This is a genomic window from Corallococcus terminator (assembly GCF_049194865.1).
In the GTDB taxonomy this organism is placed as follows: domain Bacteria; phylum Myxococcota; class Myxococcia; order Myxococcales; family Myxococcaceae; genus Myxococcus; species Myxococcus terminator_A.
Genome location: NZ_JBLZWL010000124.1, coordinates 1 through 18,259, shown reverse-complemented (window position 1 = coordinate 18,259; position 18,259 = coordinate 1). Strand labels below are relative to the sequence as shown.

The window sequence follows — 18,259 nt, the reverse complement described above, 5'->3', positions numbered from 1 at the left end:
CGTCCAGGGGTCAGGCGGGGCTGTACTCGGCCACGACGACGGTGATGTCGTCGCGCTGGGGCTGTCCGGCGCTGTGCGCGCGGGCATCCGCGAGCAGCGCGTCACGCAGCGCCTCCGCGGACAGGTGGGCGTGGGCTTGCACCGCCGCGGCCAGACGCTGGGTGCCGTACATGCGCCCCGTCCCATCCCGCGCCTCGGTGATGCCGTCGGTGTACCAGATGATGATGTCGCCCGGCCGGAGCTGCGCCTGGCGGGACGTGAACTGCGACGTCACGGACGCGCCGAGCAGCGGCCCACGCGCGGGCAGCGAGGCCACCTGCCCGCTGTGCTTGTTGAAGACGAGCGGGCTGGGGTGCGCACCCGCCGCGTAGTCCACCAGGCCGTTGGAGACATCGATGACGGCCAGGGCGCTGGACATCTGATGCTCGCCGCGGCCCACGTTGGCCAGCGTCACGTTCAGCGCGGTGATGAGCATCTGCGCGTTGACCTCGGTGGGCTCGCGCAGCGTCATCGCGGAGGCGAAGCCGCTGGTGGCGCTCGTGGCCACCAGCGAGGTGGACAGGCCGTGGCCCGTCACGTCGCCGATGCCGATGACCACCCGCTGCTCATCCAGCACCGCGCGGAACCACCAGTCTCCACCGCAAGCGTCGGCGGTGACGACGAGGCCCGCGATGCGCAGCGGCCCCACCTGCACGGCGTCACGACCGGGCAGCAGCGTCTCTTGAACCGTGCGCGCCAGCGACACCTCGCGCTCCAGCTGGGCCTTGGCGCGCACGTCGTCGAGCAGCACCTTGATGCGCTCGGCCATGTGGTTGAACACCACGCCCAGCGTCTTCACCTCGCGGCCGGCGCCGCTGGCCACCTGGGTGCGCGCGCCCAGGTCTCCGGCGGCCAGCTGCATCACCTTGTGGGTGAGCACGCCCAGCGGCCGGGTAATCCTGCGGCTCTGGAACGCGGCGACGACGCCCGCCAGCACCACGAAGCCCAACCCCAGGGCGAGCATGCGCACGGTGTTCGCCCTCACGGTGGCGCGCTTGTCGCGCTCCAGGACCTCGAGCTGCTCCTGAAGCGCACGCAGCGAGTAGCTGATGACCACCAGGCCCTTGCCGCTGGTGGAGCCGTAGTCGATGGGCTCCTGAATCTCGTACACGGCCTGGTTCCGGTAGAACGCCTGCACCAGGCGCTGCTCGGCGGCGCGTCCACTGGGAGCGGCCTCGGGCGCATCGGCCTCTGCGGCCTTCGGCTCGCTGTCCGCCATCACCAGGCCCTCCGGGTCGAGAATCTGGACGCGGAGGATGTTGGGGTTGGTGGAGACGATGGAGCCGGCCACGCCTTCCAGGAAGGCGTAGTTGTTGTCGCGCAGGTTGGTGACGGACGTGAGCGCCAGCGTCTGGCCCACCGTCCGCCCCAGCTCGCGGGCCTGCTCCTGGATGCGCTCGGTGGAGCGGCGCGCGGTCTCCTCGAACTGGGACTGCGTCGACGCGACGGACAGCGCCGCGAGCAGGCCCACGATGACCACCACGAGCGCGGTGGTGGTGAGCAGGAGGATCTGATCCAACCGGAGGCCCCGGATGGCCGCCACGTTGGGCAGCTCGCCGGCCTCCAGCGGAGCGATGAGCGTGCCCGTCGCCTCGGCGTGGGGCAGCCCGACGTTGGAGGTCAGCCGCGTGGCGGTGGCCTCGCGGGTGCCGGTGATTTCCCGGGAGCCCGTCCGCTCTGCCGCGGGCAGCGTGCCCGTGGGGGACGTGCCCGGAGAGGTGCCGGACTCGGGTGTGGGGTTCAGACGCGTGTTCGTGCTGGACAAGGACACACCCGGAAGGCCACGCCAACGCGCGGCGGGGAGCGGGAAGGAGAGCGGCGACTCTAGCGCACTTCTCCTACTTCGCGAGACCTTGCCCCCCACACCACGTCACCACGCGTCCCACCGCGTGGACCTCCCCCGAGGTGTGGTGCGCGTGTTGGACCGGATGACACTTCACCTCCGGTGCGACGCGGACCGGGGCCTCCACCGCGCGTCCACGCGGGGCGTCCGTTAGCATCCCAGCCCCATGAGGCCCCACTTCCACGTGGATGGGTTTCCCGTCCGCGTCCATCCGCTCTTCTTCCTCACGACCCTGGCGACGGGTTGGGACTTCGCCTCCGAGCCAGCACGACTGGCGCTGTGGGTCGCGGTGGTGTTCGCCTCGGTGCTCCTCCACGAGCTGGGCCACGCGTGGGCGTACCGACGGTTCGGCTCCACCGCGAGCATCTCCCTGCACGGGATGGGCGGGACCGCGCAGGGCACGGACGTGCTCACGCACCGTCAGTCCGCGTGGGTGAGCTTCGCCGGCCCCGGGGTCGGCTTCCTGCTGGGCGGGCTGGTGTGGGGCGCCTCGGTCCTCACGCCGCTGGGCGAGCAGGGAGGACTGGTGGGCGTGGCAGTGCGCCAGCTGCTCTGGGTGAACATCGGCTGGGGACTCTTCAACCTGCTGCCCGTGCGGCCACTCGATGGTGGCAACCTGCTCGCGTCGCTCGTGCGAGCGCGAAAGGGCTACCGCTATGAGCGCGCCCTGCACGTCATCGGCATCGTCACGGCGATGGCGATGGTGGGGCTCGCCATCTGGCAGCGCACCGTCTGGGTCGGCGTGATGGCCCTGATGTTCGGGGTGATGAACCTGGAGCAGCTGCGCCAGCTCCCCCGAGAGGTCCGCTACCAGCCCGCCACGCCCCCTCGCCGGGCCTCCACGCGTCGCGCCTCCGCCTCCCTCGCGGGCGCCGTCACCCTCGACGAGCTGCTGGGGCGAGGCCCCACCCCGCCCGCCTCCGCCCCCCAGCAGACGGCGACCACCGAAGCGGCGGCCCCGGTCCTCGCGCGACCCGAACCGGAGGAGATGGAGCCCGAGGCCCCTCACGACCCGGCCACGGTGGGCCAGCTCCTGCTGGACAGCGGCCTCGCGGGCCTCGCGGTGAAGCCCCTCCAGGAGGCCTTCTCCCGAGCACCCTCCCCTCGCGCCGGACACCCGCTCGTCCTGGCGCTTCTGGAGTCGGGCCGCGCGGCGGAGCTGACCGCGCTGCTCACCGGACCTCGGGCCGCGCACCTGTCCGAGGAGACATTGGGCGCCATCGAAGCGCACGCGGGCGGGGACGCCGCGCTAACGGACCGCGTCACGGTGCTGCGACGCGCCGCCGCTCCCACTCCTAAGTTGGATGAGCAAGGCTGATTGCCGCGCCGCGCCACCGGGCCCTGTTTGAGCGGGGGGCTGACAGGAGCGCATCTGCGCGCTTGAGAAAAGGGGGCGCATCCGGGTTATAGGGGCCTCCCCCTCCAGCCAGAGGACGCCCGCGCGTGTCTCGACCCCGACTCATCAAAGAATCGTCCGCGCCGCTCCCGCTCGACAGGGAGCTGCTGGTCCGTATCCACGACCTCATGGTCAAAACGCGCGTCCTCGAGGAGCGCCTCATCCAGATGTACAAGCAGGGCCACGGCTACTTCTGGATTGGCGGCCCGGGTGAGGAGGCGTTCAACGTCCCGCTCGGCCTGCTGATGAAGAAGGGCCAGGGCCCCGAGTACGACTACCTCCACGCCCACTACCGCCAGTCCGGCACGCTGCTCGCCCTGGGCGAGGAGCCCATCGGCGCGCTGCGGCAGATGAAGAACACCGCGTCGGACCCGTACTCCGGTGGCCGAAACTTCGCGGGCCACTTCTCGGTGCGCAAGTACAACGTCACCCCCGTCAGCTCCCCCATCGAGGTCCAGTACTCCATCGCTCCGGGTACGGCCATGATGCAGAAGCGCGTGGGCGGTGACGCCATCACCATCGTCACCGGCGGCGACGCCGGCACGGCCGAAGGTGATTTCGCCACCTGCCTCATCTGGAGCAGCCGCCCCGCCAACCCGCTGCCGGTGCTCATCATCGTCACCAACAACAAGTGGGGCATCTCCACGTCGGCGGAGGGCCAGCACGGCGAACCGCGCGTGAGCGAGCGCGGCAAGGCGTTCAACATCCGCTCCAAGACCATCAACGGCAATGACCCGGTGGAGGCGTACACGGAGCTGAAGGAGGCGATGGAGTACGTGCGCACCGAGCGCAAGCCGTTCCTCCTGGAGGCCAACGTGTCGCGCCTGTACGGGCACTCGTCCGCGTCCGGCGCCAACTACGTGTCCGAGGAGCTCGACTGCCTCAAGCTGTTCGAGGCCCGGCTGGAGCAGGACGGCGTCCTGACGCGCCAGCAGATGGACGAGCTGCGCAACCGCTACACCGAGGACATGGCCGCCGCCGCCCGCATCGCCCGGGACGAGCCGCTGCCCGCCCCGGAGACCATCTGGAAGCACATCTTCGCGGAGGACAAGTAACCATGGCCAACATGGCACAGGCCATTCGCATGGCCCTCCACTACGCCGAGGAGAACCTCGGCGTGACGGACATCTTCGGCGAGGACGTCGGCGCTCCGCTCGGCGGCGTCTTCACCTGCACGCAGGGCTTGAAGACGGCGTGGAACTCGCCCCTGGACGAGCGCGGCATCATCGGCGCGGCCATGGGAATCTCGATGGGCGGTGGCCGGCCCGTCGCGGAGATCCAGTTCTGCGACTACGTCTACAACACCATCGACCTGCTCAAGCTGGCGGGCAACACCTGCTGGTCGAGCAACGGCGACTGGAACCTGCCCATGGTGGTGCGCACGCCGGTGGGCAGCGGCATCCGCGGGTCCATCTACCACTCGCACTCGTTCGACGCGACGATGACCCACATCCCCGGCTGGAAGGTGGTCATGCCCTCCACGCCGCTGGACGCGTACGGGCTGCTCATCTCCGCGTGCAAGGAACAGAACCCCGTCATGTTCCTGGAGCCCAAGGCGCTCCTGCGCGTGAAGGGCGACGAGCGCATCCCCGGCGAGCCGGACGATGACCGCGCGCTGTCGAAGATGATCGACGCGCCCCTGGGTGACCGCTCGCAGTGGAAGCCGCAGTGGCCCGCGGAGCTGGAGGCCTTCGCCATCCCCATCGGCAAGGGCAAGCTGGTGCGCGAGGGCACGCAGCTCACCGTCGTCAGCTACGGCCGCACCCTGCCCCTGTGCGCGCGCGCCGCGCAGACGCTCGCCGACGAGGGCATCAGCGTGGAGGTCATCGACCTGCGCTCGCTGTGGCCCTACGACTGGGAGATGATCAAGGCCTCCGTCCAGAAGACGGGCCGCGTCCTGTTCGTCAACGAGGACACCGAGGTCACCAACTTCGGCGAGCACCTGCTGCGCCGCACGGTGGAGGAGCTCTTCTACTCGCTGCTCGCGCCGCCCCGCCTGGTGGCCGGCAAGTTCATCCCCGGCATCGGCCTGGCCGACACGCTGGAGATGGCCTCCGTGCCCCAGCAGAACGACATCACCGACGCCTTGCGCTCGCTCGCTGGCGAGCAGCCGTAAGCGTCGCACCCACAAGTGGGCCGTGGTTCCCGCACCACGGAAAGTTCCGGGCCGCCGTTCCTCTTTGGGGAGCGGCGGCCCTTTCGTTAGACTCCCAACTGCCTTGTCACAACCAATCGTCCGGACCGCCACCCCCGCGGGTGCAGATGCTCCCGCCTTTCGCATTCGCCGCGCCCGTCGGGGCGACGCGGAGGCCATGGCCTTGCTGCTTCGCGAGCTGGGCTATCCGCAGGGCACGGACCAGCAGACCGTGCATTGGGTGGTCAGCCATCCGGAGATTGAAATCTTCGTCGCGGGCGACACGCAGGACAAACCCGTGGGCATGCTGTCGTTCTCCCACCGGCCGCAGCTCCGGCTGCGCGGTCGCGTGGCCACCATCGACGAGCTGGTGGTGACGGAGACCTGGCGCCGACGCGGCGTGGGCCGCGCGCTCATCAAGCAGATCCTGGAGCGCTGCAAGGTGCTCAGCGCCCGTCAGCTCCAGCTCGTCTCGCCGATGACCATCACTCCGGAGGCGCGCAACTTCTATACGGCGTGCGGCTTCTCCGAAATCGACGCGGGCGTGTTCCGCCATGCGGAGACGGAGGGCCGCCGCTAGGGCTGGCCCCGTCTCGTCTCCGCCGGACGTCAGCGCTTGGACTTGAAACTCTCCACCACCCGGTGGAGCCGCGCGCGGTCCTCGTCATTCACGTCCGTGAAGCGCACGCCAATGGCCTCCTCCTCATCGCGCACCCACGCGATGATGCCATTGAGGTGGAACTCCTCGCCCGCGATGTCCATGGACAGCCGCACCTGCGAGCCTACGTCGTAGGCCTTGCGCGTGCGCAGGCACAGGCCGCCCGCTGACACGTTGATGGAGAACACGCGCAGCGCCCGCGCGGCATCCTCCGTGTGCTCGAAGCGAACCGCGAACTTCGCCGTCACGCGTTCATCGGAGCGACGGTTCGCGTACGCGGAAGGATCTCCTGGTGCCATCTCTGCTTCCGCCACCTTGCTAGTCATGTGCACCCGCTACCCCCTGGCCACTGCTGGCGACCCGCTGCCATCCCAACCTCAGGGATTCTGACGCGCCGAGCCACCCCTTGGGCATCGGTCATCCGGCTAGTGTCCGCTGCTTTCCAGGCACGATTCAAGAGGGCCCCCAGAATGAAGTCCATCAGCTAAGTCCCCGCTGACTTCGATTGGGGAGCATGGATGCGCGCGTGGCTCGCGGTGTTGACGGGGACCCTCTTCCTGGCGCTGTTGGCGCCCGGATGTGATGACGATGACAACAAGCCCGGCCCCAACGGTGGAGACTCCGGGGTGCCAGGAGACCCGGACGGCGGCGGACAGGGAGATGGCGGACAGAGTCCCGACTTCGCGTGCAACGTCGCAAGGCAGGAAGGCTGTGGAACAAGCCAAAGCTGCCACTTCGCGGACCTGGGTGGAGGCAAGACGGGCAGCCGGTGCTTCGCGGCGGCGTGTGACGTCGTCCAGCAGAGCTGCGCGCAGGGGCAGCGCTGCACCTACGTGAGCGTGGGCGCGACGACGGAGCGGCGGTGCGTGGAGGCGGGCACGGGCGCGGAGGGCGCGCGGTGCACGCTGGCGGCCTCGGACGGCGGCGGCGAGTACGACACGTGCGCGGCGGGCCTGTTCTGCAAGGACGAGCGACAGGACGACGGCGGCACGAGCTTCTTCTGTCGCCGCCTGTGCCACGCGACGACGCAGTGCGGGGACGCGGGCGAGTGCAACACGGTGTTGCGGCTGGCGGGCACGTCGGAGCTGCCGCTGCTGTGCGGGCCGCGCTCGCAGGCGTGCGACCCCTTCGCGCAGGGCTGCACCGCGCCGCTGAGCTGCTATCCGTCCGCGTCCGGCCCCGTGTGCGCGGGCAGCGGCACGCGCGGCACGGGCGAGGCATGCGACTTCAGCAACCAGTGCGCGCCAGGCAGCGCGTGTGTGAATACGGGGCGAGGACTCAACTGCCGACCGCTGTGCCGGGCCTCGGGCTCGCCCGCCTGCGCCACCGGGACGTGTCGTCCACTGAATGACAATCCGGGGGTGGGTGCGTGCGTGCCCTGAACCGCGGTGCCCACGCTGGGTAACTCCGTCGACCGGCCGAGTCCGCTCGCGGCCGTGCAAGGGCCGTGAGCGCGGACGCGCGGGACACCCGGAGCTCCGTCTCGCCCGGAGACCAGGGGGGCGTGCGCCACGCGACTCGGGACTTGCGCGTGTGTTTGGCGGTCGTCGCGGGAATTCGCGGTGAGCATCGTGCGTCCTCGGGAGGGAGCGACGATGCGAATGTGGCGAACGTGGCTCGGAGTCCTGGCGTGTGTGGGCGGTGCGCAATGGTCGTGCGCTCCCAGCACCGCTGAAGACCCCGTGTGGGAAGAGCCCTCTCAGGAGCAGGGTGAAACCTCGAGTGCGCCGGACGCGTCGGTGGACGTGGCGCCAGCGCTCGTGCTGAACGACGAAGGCCAGGTGCGGACCCCTCCTCCACCGGCGCCGTTGCCCGCCATCAGCTTCCAGCCCGGCTTCCATCAAGCCCTGCGCTGGTCCTACACCGTGAGCAGCGTCACCACGTTCCGGATGCGAGTGCCCGTGGCGCGCACCGGCGACCGGATACAGGTGACGTTCCGCTCCGGCGACGGGGCGCTCACGCTCCAGCGCGCCACCGTGGCCAGGGCGGGCGCGGACGGCTCGCTCGTGTCGACTCCCATCGCCCTGAACTTCCAGGGCAAGCCGGGCTTCTCCACGGGCGCGCGCGCCCTGGTGACCTCGGACCCGGTGGCCTTTCCGGTGACGTTCCGGGATGACCTGGCCATCACCTTCGAGGTGCGCGGCGCGCTGGCCGCCAGCGCCATCAACGCGTTTCCCGGCAGCTTCGCGCGGGTCGGCACCCACTCCCAGGCGCTGGCCGCACTCGGCGGCGACACCTTCGAGCGCTCCGTGGGCGTGGCGACGGTGGAGGTGGAGGGCCCCTCGGGCCGAGCCTTCCTGGCCATGGGCGACAGCATCACCGAGGGCTACGTCGACCTGCGCAACGACACGCGCAACGCGTGGCCCGCGCTGGTGGAGTCACAGCTCGGCGTGCCCGTGGTCAACGCGGGCGTCAGCGGCCAGGGCTTCTACGACGCGCTGATGCTGCTCGACAATGAGGTGCTCTCGGTGAAGGGCATCACCGACTGCCTGGTGCTCCTGGGCACCAATGACCTGGGCGACGCGGGCGCGGAGGAGCAGATGGAGACGCGGATGCTGCTGCTGGTGCAGCGGCTGGAGCCCTTCTGCCACGTCTGGGTGAGCACGCTCTTGCCAAAGGAGAAGACGAACTACGGCGCCTATGAGTACGTGAAGTCGCAGCGGCTCAGCTTCAACGCGTGGCTGCGCGCCGGAGGCACGGGCGCGGAGGTCATCGACCTGGAGTCGGTGATGCGGCGCACGGGCAACGTGCACCTCTACCTGGAAGGGCTGGGCGTGGACGGCATCCACCCGAGCACCGAGGGCCACCGGGTGATGGCGGCCGAGGTGGTGCGCACCCTGCGCGAGCGCGGCCAGCTGTAGCCGCGCGCACGTCGAGTCGAGTCGAGTCGGCCGCTCAGCGAGGACCGAGCACGCCGTGCAGCACGAGCAGCTCCGCCAGCCCCGGCGGAGTCAGGAGCCAGTCGTTCTCCGCGGGCACCCAGCGCACCGGCGCGCCCGCGGACTCCAGCAGCGCATTCACGCGCAGCAGCAACGGCGAGAACGTCGTCGCGGGCGCGTCCCAGTCCCCTTCGCCCACCTCGACCTCGACACCGCCCGGGTCCACGACGAAGGCGTTGCGCCCTTGCAGCGGCTTCACGGCGAAGCCCGGCAGGTAGGGCTGCATGGCCGCCTCCAGTCGCTCCAGCAGCGCGCCGTCCTTGAAGGGATGGGACAGCTCCCAGTCGAAGAACGTCGGGAGCTGGGACAACAGCTCGCGGCGCAGCGGGTCCTCGCGGCTGTCGCGCCAGTGGTGCTCCGCCAGCTCCATGGCCGTGGCGGGGACCTTCAACTCCCAGGGCTCCAGCTTCGCGAGCAATTCCCCCATGCGCTCCACCAGCTCGTACGGAGGCTCGGCGCGAGACACCCAGGCCACGTCGGCCACGGACTGGCCTCGCCGCTGGCCCGTCACCCGGTCTCCCGCGCGGAGCTGGAACGGCGGCGCACCGGACTCCGGCTCCGGATAGAGGGGCGCGTTGAGGAGCCCCTCGCCCGAGTCCGGACGCAGCCTCGCGAAGCCGTGCTTCGGGTTGACGTCCTCCACCGTGAATGTGTCCTTGGCCATCCGACGTCTCCTCTCGGAAAGACTCACTACCCCGTGTTGCGCATGCCGGCCGCGATACCGTTGAGCGAGAGCAACAAGGGCCTGTCGCAGTCACTGGCGTTCTCGCGCTTGCGGCGCATCAACTCCACCTGGAGGAAGGACATCGGGTCCACATACGGGTTGCGCAACGAGATGGCGCGCTGGAGCTGGGGGTTGTGGTCCAACAGCCGAGCCTCCCCCGTCAGCCGCTTCACCTGCCGACGCGTGCGCCGGTGCTCCTGCTGAATCAGGCGCCACAGCGGACGCGTGGAAGCGGGAGCGAGCGCCGCGTAGCGACCCGCGATGGCCATGTCCGACTTGGCCAGCACCATGGTGACGTTGTCGATGACGGCCTTGAAGAAGGGCCACTGGCGGTACATGCGCTTGAGCAGCGCGGGACCACCGGGCTCCTTCGCGCACGCCTCCAGCGCGGAGCCCACGCCATACCAGCCGGGGATGATGGCCCGGTTCTGCGTCCAGGCAAACACCCACGGAATCGCGCGCAGCGACTCGAGTCCACCGGCCTTGCGCTTGCTGGGGCGCGAGCCGATGGGCAGCGCGGAGATCTCCTCCACCGGCGTCGCGGCGGTGAAGAGCTCCAGGAACCGGGGGTCTTCCCACACCAGGGCGCGGTACGCCTTGCGGCCCGTCTCAGCCAGCGTGTCGAACGCGGCGCGAAACTCCTTCTCGTCCTCCGGCGACGGACGCGGCTGCGCATCCAGCATGTGCGGCAGCACGCCGCCCACGATGAGCTCCAGCGTGCGGCGCGCGAGCTCCGGGCGCGCGTACTTGTGGTCCAGCGCCTCGCCCTGCTCCGTGGCCTTGTAGCCACCCGCCACCGCGCCAGGAGGCAGCGCGAGGATGGCCTCCTGCGCGGGGCCGCCTCCGCGAGCCACCGACTCACCTCGTCCATGGAACAGCCGCAAGGGGACTCCCGCCTCGCGCGCCGCCTCGGTGAGCGCCACCTGCGCGCGGTAGAGCGCGGCGCTGGCGGCCAGCAATCCCACCTCCTTGCCGGAGTCGCTGTAGCCGACCATGACCTCCTGCGCGCCACGCGCGTCGACATGCTTGCGGTACTCGGGATGCGCGAAGAGCGTGCGCAGCACGTCCGGCCCGGAGTCCAGCGCGCCGAGCTGCTCGAACAGCGGCACCACGTCCGCGGTGGCGCAGCCGCGCTTGGCGTCCCACAGGCCCGCGTGCTTGAGGCAGCGGAAGGCCGCGAGCACGTCCTCGGCGGTGCTGGCCATGCTGAGGATGAGGGTACGGCAGGCGGGCTCTCCCGCCTCGGACTGGGCTTCCCGCAGCTTCTCCAGCACCGCGAGCAGGCGCTTTCCACCTTCCGACGGCGCGGGCCCACCTGCCTCCAGCGAGGCCGCCGCGCTCACCGCGTCCTCGGCCGGCACGCGGGCTTCCAGCTCCGCCAGCGCCAGGCCCAGAGCGAGCACCCGCTCGCGCATGCGTCGCACCTGACGGAGCCCCGCGTTGCCTGCCTTCGCCTCCTCCAGCGAGCGCGCCAAGAGGTCCAGATCGGCCAGCAGCGCCTCGGGCGTCCGGTACGCGCTCTCGGGCATCGCCCCCGCGTCGCCGGTGCGCTGGGCCAGCACGTGGCGCAGGGCCTGATTCAGCCGCTCCTCCATGAAGCGCAGCTTGCGACGCCAGGGCTCGCCCACGGTGCGGGGCCCCAGGCGTTGCTCGGCCTCGGGGAGCTGCGCCGCATCACGCTCCAGCGAGGCGAGCAGCTCCTGCGACGGCTTCGCGTGCCGGTCCGACTGCGAGAGCATCCCGCCCAGGCGCTCCAGGCCCTGAATCAAGAGACGCAGCCCGCGAGCACGGTGAGCTCGCAGCGTGTCGCCGAAGACCTCGGGCGTCACCAGCGGGTTGCCATCCATGTCTCCGCCCACCCACGAGTGGACTCGCACCGGCGTGTCCACCTGCCCGAGCGGCTCGCCGTAGGCGCGCTCAAAGGCCCACTCCAGCACCTCGGGGAGCTCCGAGAGCTGCTCGGCGAGCACCTCCTCCACGTACCAGAGGATGTTCTTCACCTCGTCGCCCACGGTGGGTCGCTCGCGGCGCAGCTCGTCCGTCTGCCACAGCGTGGTGATCTCTTCGCGGAGGGACTCGACGTTGTCGGCGCTCTCCCGAGGGGTGAGCTCACACCGGTCCCGCTCCTCCAGCAGCCCCGCCATCCGGTAGAGCTTCTCCAGCAGCGTGCGGCGCACGGCCTGCGTGGGATGAGCGGTGAGCGTCAGCGTCACCTGCATCTTTCGGAGCGCCTCGCGCACGCGTGAAGCGGGGATGCCCGCGTCCTTGAGGGACAACAACGTTGCCTCCAGCGAGCCGCGCTGGGGACTGGGGGACTCGGCGCCGGCGTGGGCCCGGGCGCGGCGGATGCGGTGATGCTGCTCCGCCAGATTCACCAACTGGAAGTAGACCGAGAAGGCGCGAAGCACGGGCTCGGCTTGGTCCAGGGGCAGACGCTTCAGGATGTCCGCCAGCTCGGCCGCGGAGGCACGTCGCCCCGGCACCGGGCCGCGCCGCCGCTGGATGGCGAGCCGGCGCACCTCTTCTTCCAGGTCGAACAGCTCCTGCCCTTCCTGCTCGACGAGCACTTCTCCCAACAGCCGCCCCAGCAGGCGGACGTCACGACGAAGCGGCTGATCCACGGCGCGCATACGAGCCATATGAAGGGGACCGTAACCGCTTCCGCCACGGAGCGCGCGGGCAATGTCCGGGGACTCTCCACTTCTCGTTCAGAGCGGAACCCGAGGTATTCGAGTTCGGCATCCGTCAGTGGAGAAGTCTGAAGCGCCCGGGCACGAACAGGCGCGACGCGCTATCACACCACCCCTCGCCCCCCACCCGGCCAGGCGAGCCACGACGATTTGACCGGACATATCCGGTATGGTCGCACCGTGAGCTTGAGCCGCCCCCTCCCCCGTGGGCTCCTACCCCTTGTCCTGCTGGTGCTGTGCATCGCGCACGTCGCGCTCGGGCTGGTGCTGCTCCCTGGGAGCATGTTCGCCAAGTACCCGGACAGCGCCCGCCTGCTGATGACGGACCGGATGCTCCCCGAGCAGGGCGCGGACTTCAGCCCGCTGTATCTGCTCCTCAACGTCGCGCTGTCCCCTACTGCGCTGCGGTGGATGCAGAGCCTCGCGGGCGCGCTCGGGCTCATCGCCGTCTATGTGCTCGGCGCCCGACTGCTGTCGCGCGCGGTGGGCCTGCTCGCCGCCGCGCTCGTCGCGGTGACGACGCCCGTGTTGCTCTATGAGGCCACCCTGGAGCCGGACCTCCTGGTGATGGTGCTCAACCTGGGCGCACTCGCGCTGCTCGCCCATGCGAGGCCTGACTTCCGGACGCGCTGGCTGGTGGGCGCGGGCGTCCTGCTCGGCCTCTCCGCGGCGACGCGCCCCACGGGGCTCGCCATCCTCGTCCTCTCCACGGGCTGGGTGCTCTGGGAGACCCGGCACACGGCGCGGCGCGTGGGCCTCCAGGCCGCCGGGGTGCTGCTCGTCACGGGACTCTTCTCCTCCTGGCTGCCCGCGCAGATCATCCGCGCGACGGTGGGCTCGCATCTCGGCGCGACCATGAGCGCGGGCGCGGTGCTGCACATGGGCAACCGCCCCGAGGGTACCGGCCTGGGCGCGCAGCCGCCCACGCTCATCAAGCAGTATGAGGCCCAGCTCTACTCCCCCGAGCGACCCGACCATGCGCACAGCCTCTACCGCCAGTTCGCTCGCGCGGAGGCAGGTGAAGACCTCTCCCCCACGCGCACCGAGCTGTACTGGATGCGCAAGACGCTGAACTTCGCTCTGGAAGAGCCGGGCACATTCCTGGGCCTCATCGGTCGCAAGCTGGCGTTCTTCCTCTTCGGCCCGGAGGGACACGACCTGGTCGAGGTGCGCCGTGCCGAGGCGAGACTCTCGGGCCTGCCGCTCCTGAATGCCCAGGTCCTCGGGCTGCTGGGACTCGCGGGACTGGGCGTGATGTTCGCGCGGCGAAGGCCCATCGGGCTCGTTGTGCTGTACCTCGCGGCGAGCACCGCGCTGGCCGTGGGCTTCTACGTGGTGAGTCGTTATCGGGTGGCCGCCCTGCCCGCGTGGGCACTGCTCGCGAGCGCCCTCGCCGTCGCGATGTTCGAATCGCGACGCCAGCCTCGCGTGCTGGGCGCCAGCGTGGCGGCCTTGGCGCTGTGCCTGGCGCTGCCGTCATTCTTTCCCTTCGTCCGTGACGTGGACAGGATGCTGGAGCGCACCGAGGCGGTCGGCAGCCCGGGCGCCGCCCTGAGCGAGGCCCTGCGCGCGGGCCACTATGACGAAGCAACCCGTGCCTTCGAGCAGCTCCAGGCAGCGCATCCGTTCACCGCGCTCAGCCGAGCCTTGCGCGGTGTCCCCTTCGAGTCACCCGTTGTCGCCGAGCATTCCGGCGCACTGTCCGTGGAGAAGCTCGGGCTGGAGACTCCCATGGACCTCTACTTCGCCTCAGAGCTGGCGCGACGAGCGGGCCACTGTGAGCAGGCGCTCGACGCGGCCAGGGCGGCACAGGCCGCGGGCTACCGGGGGGCGCTCTACGACACGTCACTGGACCCATCCCTGGTGATAGCGGACTGCCTGCTCTCACGGGGCGACGGCGCGGGGGCACTCGAGGCAGCGGAGGCGTCCCTGGAGCAGCGCGGCGGAACGCTGGATGCGCTGGCCTTCGCGGCAGTGGGAGCCGAGGTCCTGGGCGGCCAACGCGCTCGCTGGGAGTCAAAGCTCTTCGCGCTGCATGACCTGTTGAGCGCACGACATGCGCGAGGACTGGCGCGCGTGCGCTGGGGCCTGTACGCGGGCGCGCTGGAGGATGCGGACGCGGTGCTCGCCGCCGTTCCCGACCTCGCCGTCACCCACCATCTGCGCGCCGTCGCACTCGCGGGCCTGGGCCGACACCCCGATGCGCTTCGAGCCTACGCGCGGGCGATCCAGACCCTGCCGGGCTTCAACTTCGAGACCGCCCTCCTGGAACGTGCGGTGGCGGCTGGACTCGCGGCGGCGCCCAACGCTCCGGCCATGCTGACCGTGGCCACCGAGCATCACCTCCGCGCGGGACGCCTGGAGCTGGCACGCGAGCTTGCGACACGCGCGAGCACCCTCGCCCCGAATGACGAGGGCCTCGCGAGGCTCGCCAAGGAGCTGGCCGAGGCGCGCCCCTCCGGAGTCCCCGTCCCTCCCCCACCCGCCCCGCCACGGCCCCGCTCGTCCACGAGCCCCTGAAGCCACGCGGAGCACCGCTGTGTCTCCACGCCCGCATCCAAGCCCGGTCCGCGCCTTGCAAAACCCCTGTGCACGAGACGCGGCCGACAGCGCCGCTCAGGAGCACAAGGTCATGTGGATGACACGGTGTTGGAAGGTGGCGGCGATGTGCGGCTTTCTGGCCGCGCCCGGGGCCCTGGCGAAGCCGACGACGCTCGCCCAGCCCCCCGAGCAGGCGGACACGACTCCGCGCCTCTTCGAGGCGGAGATGCCAGAAGGCGATGACCTCTTCGCCGGCGCCCCCGATGAGATGGCCCCGCCCCGCCTCCGCCACGCGGAGCCCGTGTCCTGCATCGCCGCGCCGGAGGGCCGCCTGTGGGTCGCCTCCACCGAGGAGTGCGGCGACAACGAGTGCATCGACAAGATGACGGTGTGGGTCGGCTCGTGGACCGTCGAGGACGTGGCGGTCGACGTCCAGTGCGACGCCGAGCACGTCATCCTCTCCACCCACGACTGGCGGATGGTCCTCATCTCCGACGGCAAGGGCGACTTCGACGTCGAGGAGTCCACCCTGGGCGAAGAAGAAGCCCCCCTGGCCGGAGGCGAGCTGTCCAAGCCCGCCTCCGAGAGCTGAACCTCAAGGACCGATGCGGCGCAGGATGAGGATGGGTCCCTCGTCCAGCCGCCTGTCCCTCAAATCAATCTCGCAGTCGATCATCCAGTCGCCATGGCCCTCGGGGTCCATGATGCGCTGCTGGACCTCCCAGAGCCGCTTTCCCGACTCCTTGAGGAACGTGTTGGCCGGCTTGCGAGCCTGGGGCGTGAGCACCACGATTTTGTGCTCCTCGTGGTACGGCACCATGGCCTGCTCCAGCTTCGGCGCGGTCCACTCTCCCAGCGCGTTGTCCAGGAGCGACAGCGCATCCGCGTAGCGCTTCTGCCCCAGCGCGCGCAGCAGCCGGTGCAGCTCCTCGCGCACGCGGGCCGCGAACGCGCGCGGGTCCTCGGTGAGCTCCTTCGGCTTGAGCTCCACGGCCGGCTTCGCCTCGACGACGGCGCCCGGATTTTTCATCCGCTCCCACTCGTCCACGAGGCTGGAGTCCACCTGACGAATGGTGGCCCGCAGGTGGTCGATGATGTCCTCCACCTCCTCCGTGCGGAAGCGCTCCGGCACCGTCTGCGCCAGCGTCTTGTACACGTCGCTGACGTAGCGCAGCAGCACGCCCTCGCTGCGCTGCAGCCCGTACTCGCGCACGTAGTCGTGGAAGGACATGAAGCGCTCGAACATGTCGCGCACCACGGCCTTGGGGCGGATGTTCTCCTCGCCCACCCACGGGTGCTTGCGCGCGAAGGCGTTGAAGGTGCCGTAGATGAACTCGCGGTTCGGCTTCGGCCACTCCAGCTTCTCCAGCTCCTCCATGCGGTCGTCGTACTCGACGCCGCGCGCCTTCATCTCTTGAATCTTCTCGCCCTTGAGCTGGTGCAGCTGCGCGTAGAGCACCACCTCCGGGTTCTCCAGGATGGACTCCACCAGCGTCACCACGTCCAGCGCGTACGTCTCCGTGGTGGGGTCCAACAGCTCCAACGTCTCCAGCAGATACAGCGACAGCGTGTGGTTGAGGCTGAAGTCGTACTGGAGCTCCTGCGCCACCTTCACCGTGGCCCCCGAGCCGCCCTCGCCGCGCGTCACCTCCACGATTCCCGCGCCGCGCAGCGTGCGGAAGTCCCGCGCCGCCTCCCTCAGGTGCCTCCGCTTCAGGAAGTCCGAGTCATGGCAGCGCTGGATGAGCTCCACCAGCCGGTGGTAGCCCCCCGTGCCCCGGACGTGGTCGCTCTGGAGCAGGTTGAGGATCATTCCGTGGGACACCGAGAAGCGTGACTCCAGCGGCTCGGGCATGCCCGTCTGGAGCCGCTCGAAGGTGCTCTTGTCGTACTGGACGAAGTTCTTCTGCGGCGGCTTCGCCTTGGGCGTCTTCTTCTTGCCAGCGGCCTCCTTGGCTGCCTGCTTGACGTTCTCGACGACATACTCGGGCGCCTGGGCGACGACGCTGCCCTCGTTGTCGAATCCCTTGCGGCCCGCGCGACCGGAGATCTGCAGGAAGTCGCGCACGCTCAGCGTGGTGAGCTTCTCGCCGTTGAACTTGAAGAGCTGGGTGAAGGCCACCGTGCGGATGGGGATGTTCACGCCCACGCCCAGGGTGTCCGTGCCGCTGATGACCTTGAGGTGGCCGCCCTGGGCCAGCTTCTCCACCAGCAGGCGGTACTTGGGCAAGAGGCCCGCGTGGTGCATGCCGATGCCGTGGCGAAGGTAGCGCTGGAAGTCCTTGCCGTAGGGCGTGTCGAAGGGCGCGTCCATCAGCGCGAGGCGGATGGCCTCCTTCTCCTCCTTGGTGGAGAAGTCCACGCTCATGAGGTTCTGCGCCTGCTCGGCGGCGGCGCGCTGCGTGAAGTTCACCAGGTAGATGGGGTACTTCTTGCGCGCGATGAGGTCCTCAATCGTCTCGTGCAGCGCGGACTCGCGGTAGTCGAAGTCCAGCGGCACCGGGCGCTGCGCGCTGCGCACCGTGGCGACCTCGCGGCCGGTGAGCTTCTGGAGGCTCTCCTCGATGATGTGCGTGGGCCCCAGCGTGGCCGACATCAAGAGGAACGTCACCTTGGGCAGGGCGATGAGCGGAATCTGCCACGCCACGCCTCGGTCCTTGTCCGAGTAGTAGTGGAACTCGTCCATCACCACGTAGTCCACCCGGGCGCCCGCGTCGCGCAGCGCCAGGTTGGAGAGGATTTCGGCGGTGCAGCAGATGATGGGCGCGTCGCGGTTGATGCTCGCGTCGCCGGTGAGCATGCCCACGTTCTCCGCGCCGAAGGCATCACAGAGCGCGAAGAACTTCTCGTTCACCAGCGCCTTGATGGGGCAGGTGTAGAAGGAGACCTTGCCCTCGGCCATGGCCTTGAAGTGGAGGGCGGTGGCCACCAGGGACTTGCCCGAGCCGGTGGGCGTCTTCAGGAACAGGTGCTTGCCCGCCAGCAGCTCCAGGATGGCTTCCTCCTGGGCCGGGTAGAGGCTGAGGCCGTTCGTCGTGACGTAGCCGACGAAGCGGTCCAGGATGCTGTCAGCGTCGAGCGGGGGCTCCCCTTTCTTGGGAAGCAGGGCGGCGAGCGGCGCTTGGGACTCAGGGGTGTCCATCACCCGGCGGACTCTAGAGCAGCCACCGATTCGAGTCCGCTGGGAAATCAGACACCCGTGTCCCACGGACGGTTCTGACCTGGACGCGGGCGCCGGGGCTCGGTCCACCCCGCGTCATTGTCCACGCACGCCGGAACGATGTGGCTCGCAGGG

Annotated in this window: 13 protein-coding genes; 8 read left to right on the top strand and 5 right to left on the bottom strand. The window is 69.9% G+C overall.

The genetic code is table 11. The features are described 5' to 3' along the window. Nucleotides 1-10: 10 nt before the first annotated feature. Complete coding sequence (locus ACN469_RS37220) at nt 11-1,804, bottom strand: PP2C family protein-serine/threonine phosphatase (RefSeq protein WP_498776062.1); 1,794 nt, start codon at nt 1,802-1,804, stop codon at nt 11-13. 244 nt (nt 1,805-2,048) lie between these two features. Here ACN469_RS37220 and ACN469_RS37215 point away from each other — a divergent pair, with 244 nt between their 5' ends. The 4 genes from ACN469_RS37215 (at nt 2,049) to ACN469_RS37200 (ending at nt 5,992) form a co-directional block, all read left to right on the top strand. Then, nucleotides 2,049-3,200 carry a M50 family metallopeptidase gene (locus ACN469_RS37215; protein WP_498776060.1) on the top strand — a complete coding sequence of 384 codons (1,152 nt, stop codon included), beginning with the start codon at nt 2,049-2,051 and terminating at the stop codon, nt 3,198-3,200. A gap of 125 nt (nt 3,201-3,325) precedes the next feature. Further along, nucleotides 3,326-4,333, top strand: coding sequence for a thiamine pyrophosphate-dependent dehydrogenase E1 component subunit alpha (locus tag ACN469_RS37210; RefSeq protein WP_498776058.1), 1,008 nt, complete (start codon nt 3,326-3,328; stop codon nt 4,331-4,333). A 2-nt stretch (nt 4,334-4,335) separates the two neighbouring features. Then, entirely contained in the window at nt 4,336-5,394 is a 1,059-nt protein-coding gene (locus ACN469_RS37205) for an alpha-ketoacid dehydrogenase subunit beta (RefSeq protein ID WP_498776056.1), read from the top strand. Between the two features lie 196 nt (nt 5,395-5,590). Continuing rightward, the gene (locus ACN469_RS37200; protein ID WP_498776054.1) at nt 5,591-5,992 is read left to right on the top strand and encodes a GNAT family N-acetyltransferase; all 402 of its coding nucleotides are present in this window, start codon (nt 5,591-5,593) and stop codon (nt 5,990-5,992) included. A gap of 29 nt (nt 5,993-6,021) precedes the next feature. Here the strand turns inward: ACN469_RS37200 and ACN469_RS37195 are convergent, their stop codons facing one another. Next, nucleotides 6,022-6,396 carry a TIGR02266 family protein gene (locus tag ACN469_RS37195; RefSeq protein WP_498776052.1) on the bottom strand — a complete coding sequence of 125 codons (375 nt, stop codon included), beginning with the start codon at nt 6,394-6,396 and terminating at the stop codon, nt 6,022-6,024. A gap of 192 nt (nt 6,397-6,588) precedes the next feature. On the opposite strand from ACN469_RS37195, the gene ACN469_RS37190 reads away from it, so the two are divergent. Both ACN469_RS37190 and ACN469_RS37185 read left to right on the top strand, forming a co-directional pair. Beyond that, the gene (locus ACN469_RS37190) at nt 6,589-7,452 is read left to right on the top strand and encodes a hypothetical protein (protein ID WP_498776050.1); all 864 of its coding nucleotides are present in this window, start codon (nt 6,589-6,591) and stop codon (nt 7,450-7,452) included. 213 nt (nt 7,453-7,665) lie between these two features. Beyond that, nucleotides 7,666-8,931, top strand: coding sequence for an SGNH/GDSL hydrolase family protein (locus ACN469_RS37185; protein WP_498776048.1), 1,266 nt, complete (start codon nt 7,666-7,668; stop codon nt 8,929-8,931). Between the two features lie 34 nt (nt 8,932-8,965). Here ACN469_RS37185 and ACN469_RS37180 read toward each other — a convergent pair whose 3' ends face one another. Then, nucleotides 8,966-9,673, bottom strand: coding sequence for a hypothetical protein (locus ACN469_RS37180; RefSeq protein ID WP_498776046.1), 708 nt, complete (start codon nt 9,671-9,673; stop codon nt 8,966-8,968). A gap of 26 nt (nt 9,674-9,699) precedes the next feature. Then, a complete protein-coding gene (locus ACN469_RS37175; protein WP_498776044.1) occupies nt 9,700-12,372 on the bottom strand; it encodes a phosphoenolpyruvate carboxylase in 2,673 nt (890 codons plus the stop codon). 237 nt (nt 12,373-12,609) lie between these two features. Here ACN469_RS37175 and ACN469_RS37170 point away from each other — a divergent pair, with 237 nt between their 5' ends. Together ACN469_RS37170 and ACN469_RS37165 are read left to right on the top strand one after the other, a co-directional pair. Continuing rightward, complete coding sequence (locus tag ACN469_RS37170; RefSeq protein WP_498776042.1) at nt 12,610-14,943, top strand: glycosyltransferase family 39 protein; 2,334 nt, start codon at nt 12,610-12,612, stop codon at nt 14,941-14,943. 118 nt (nt 14,944-15,061) lie between these two features. Then, complete coding sequence (locus ACN469_RS37165; protein ID WP_498776040.1) at nt 15,062-15,556, top strand: hypothetical protein; 495 nt, start codon at nt 15,062-15,064, stop codon at nt 15,554-15,556. Between the two features lie 3 nt (nt 15,557-15,559). Here the strand turns inward: ACN469_RS37165 and ACN469_RS37160 are convergent, their stop codons facing one another. Then, nucleotides 15,560-18,106, bottom strand: coding sequence for a DEAD/DEAH box helicase (locus ACN469_RS37160; protein ID WP_498776116.1), 2,547 nt, complete (start codon nt 18,104-18,106; stop codon nt 15,560-15,562). Between the last annotated feature and the right edge of the window lie 153 nt (nt 18,107-18,259).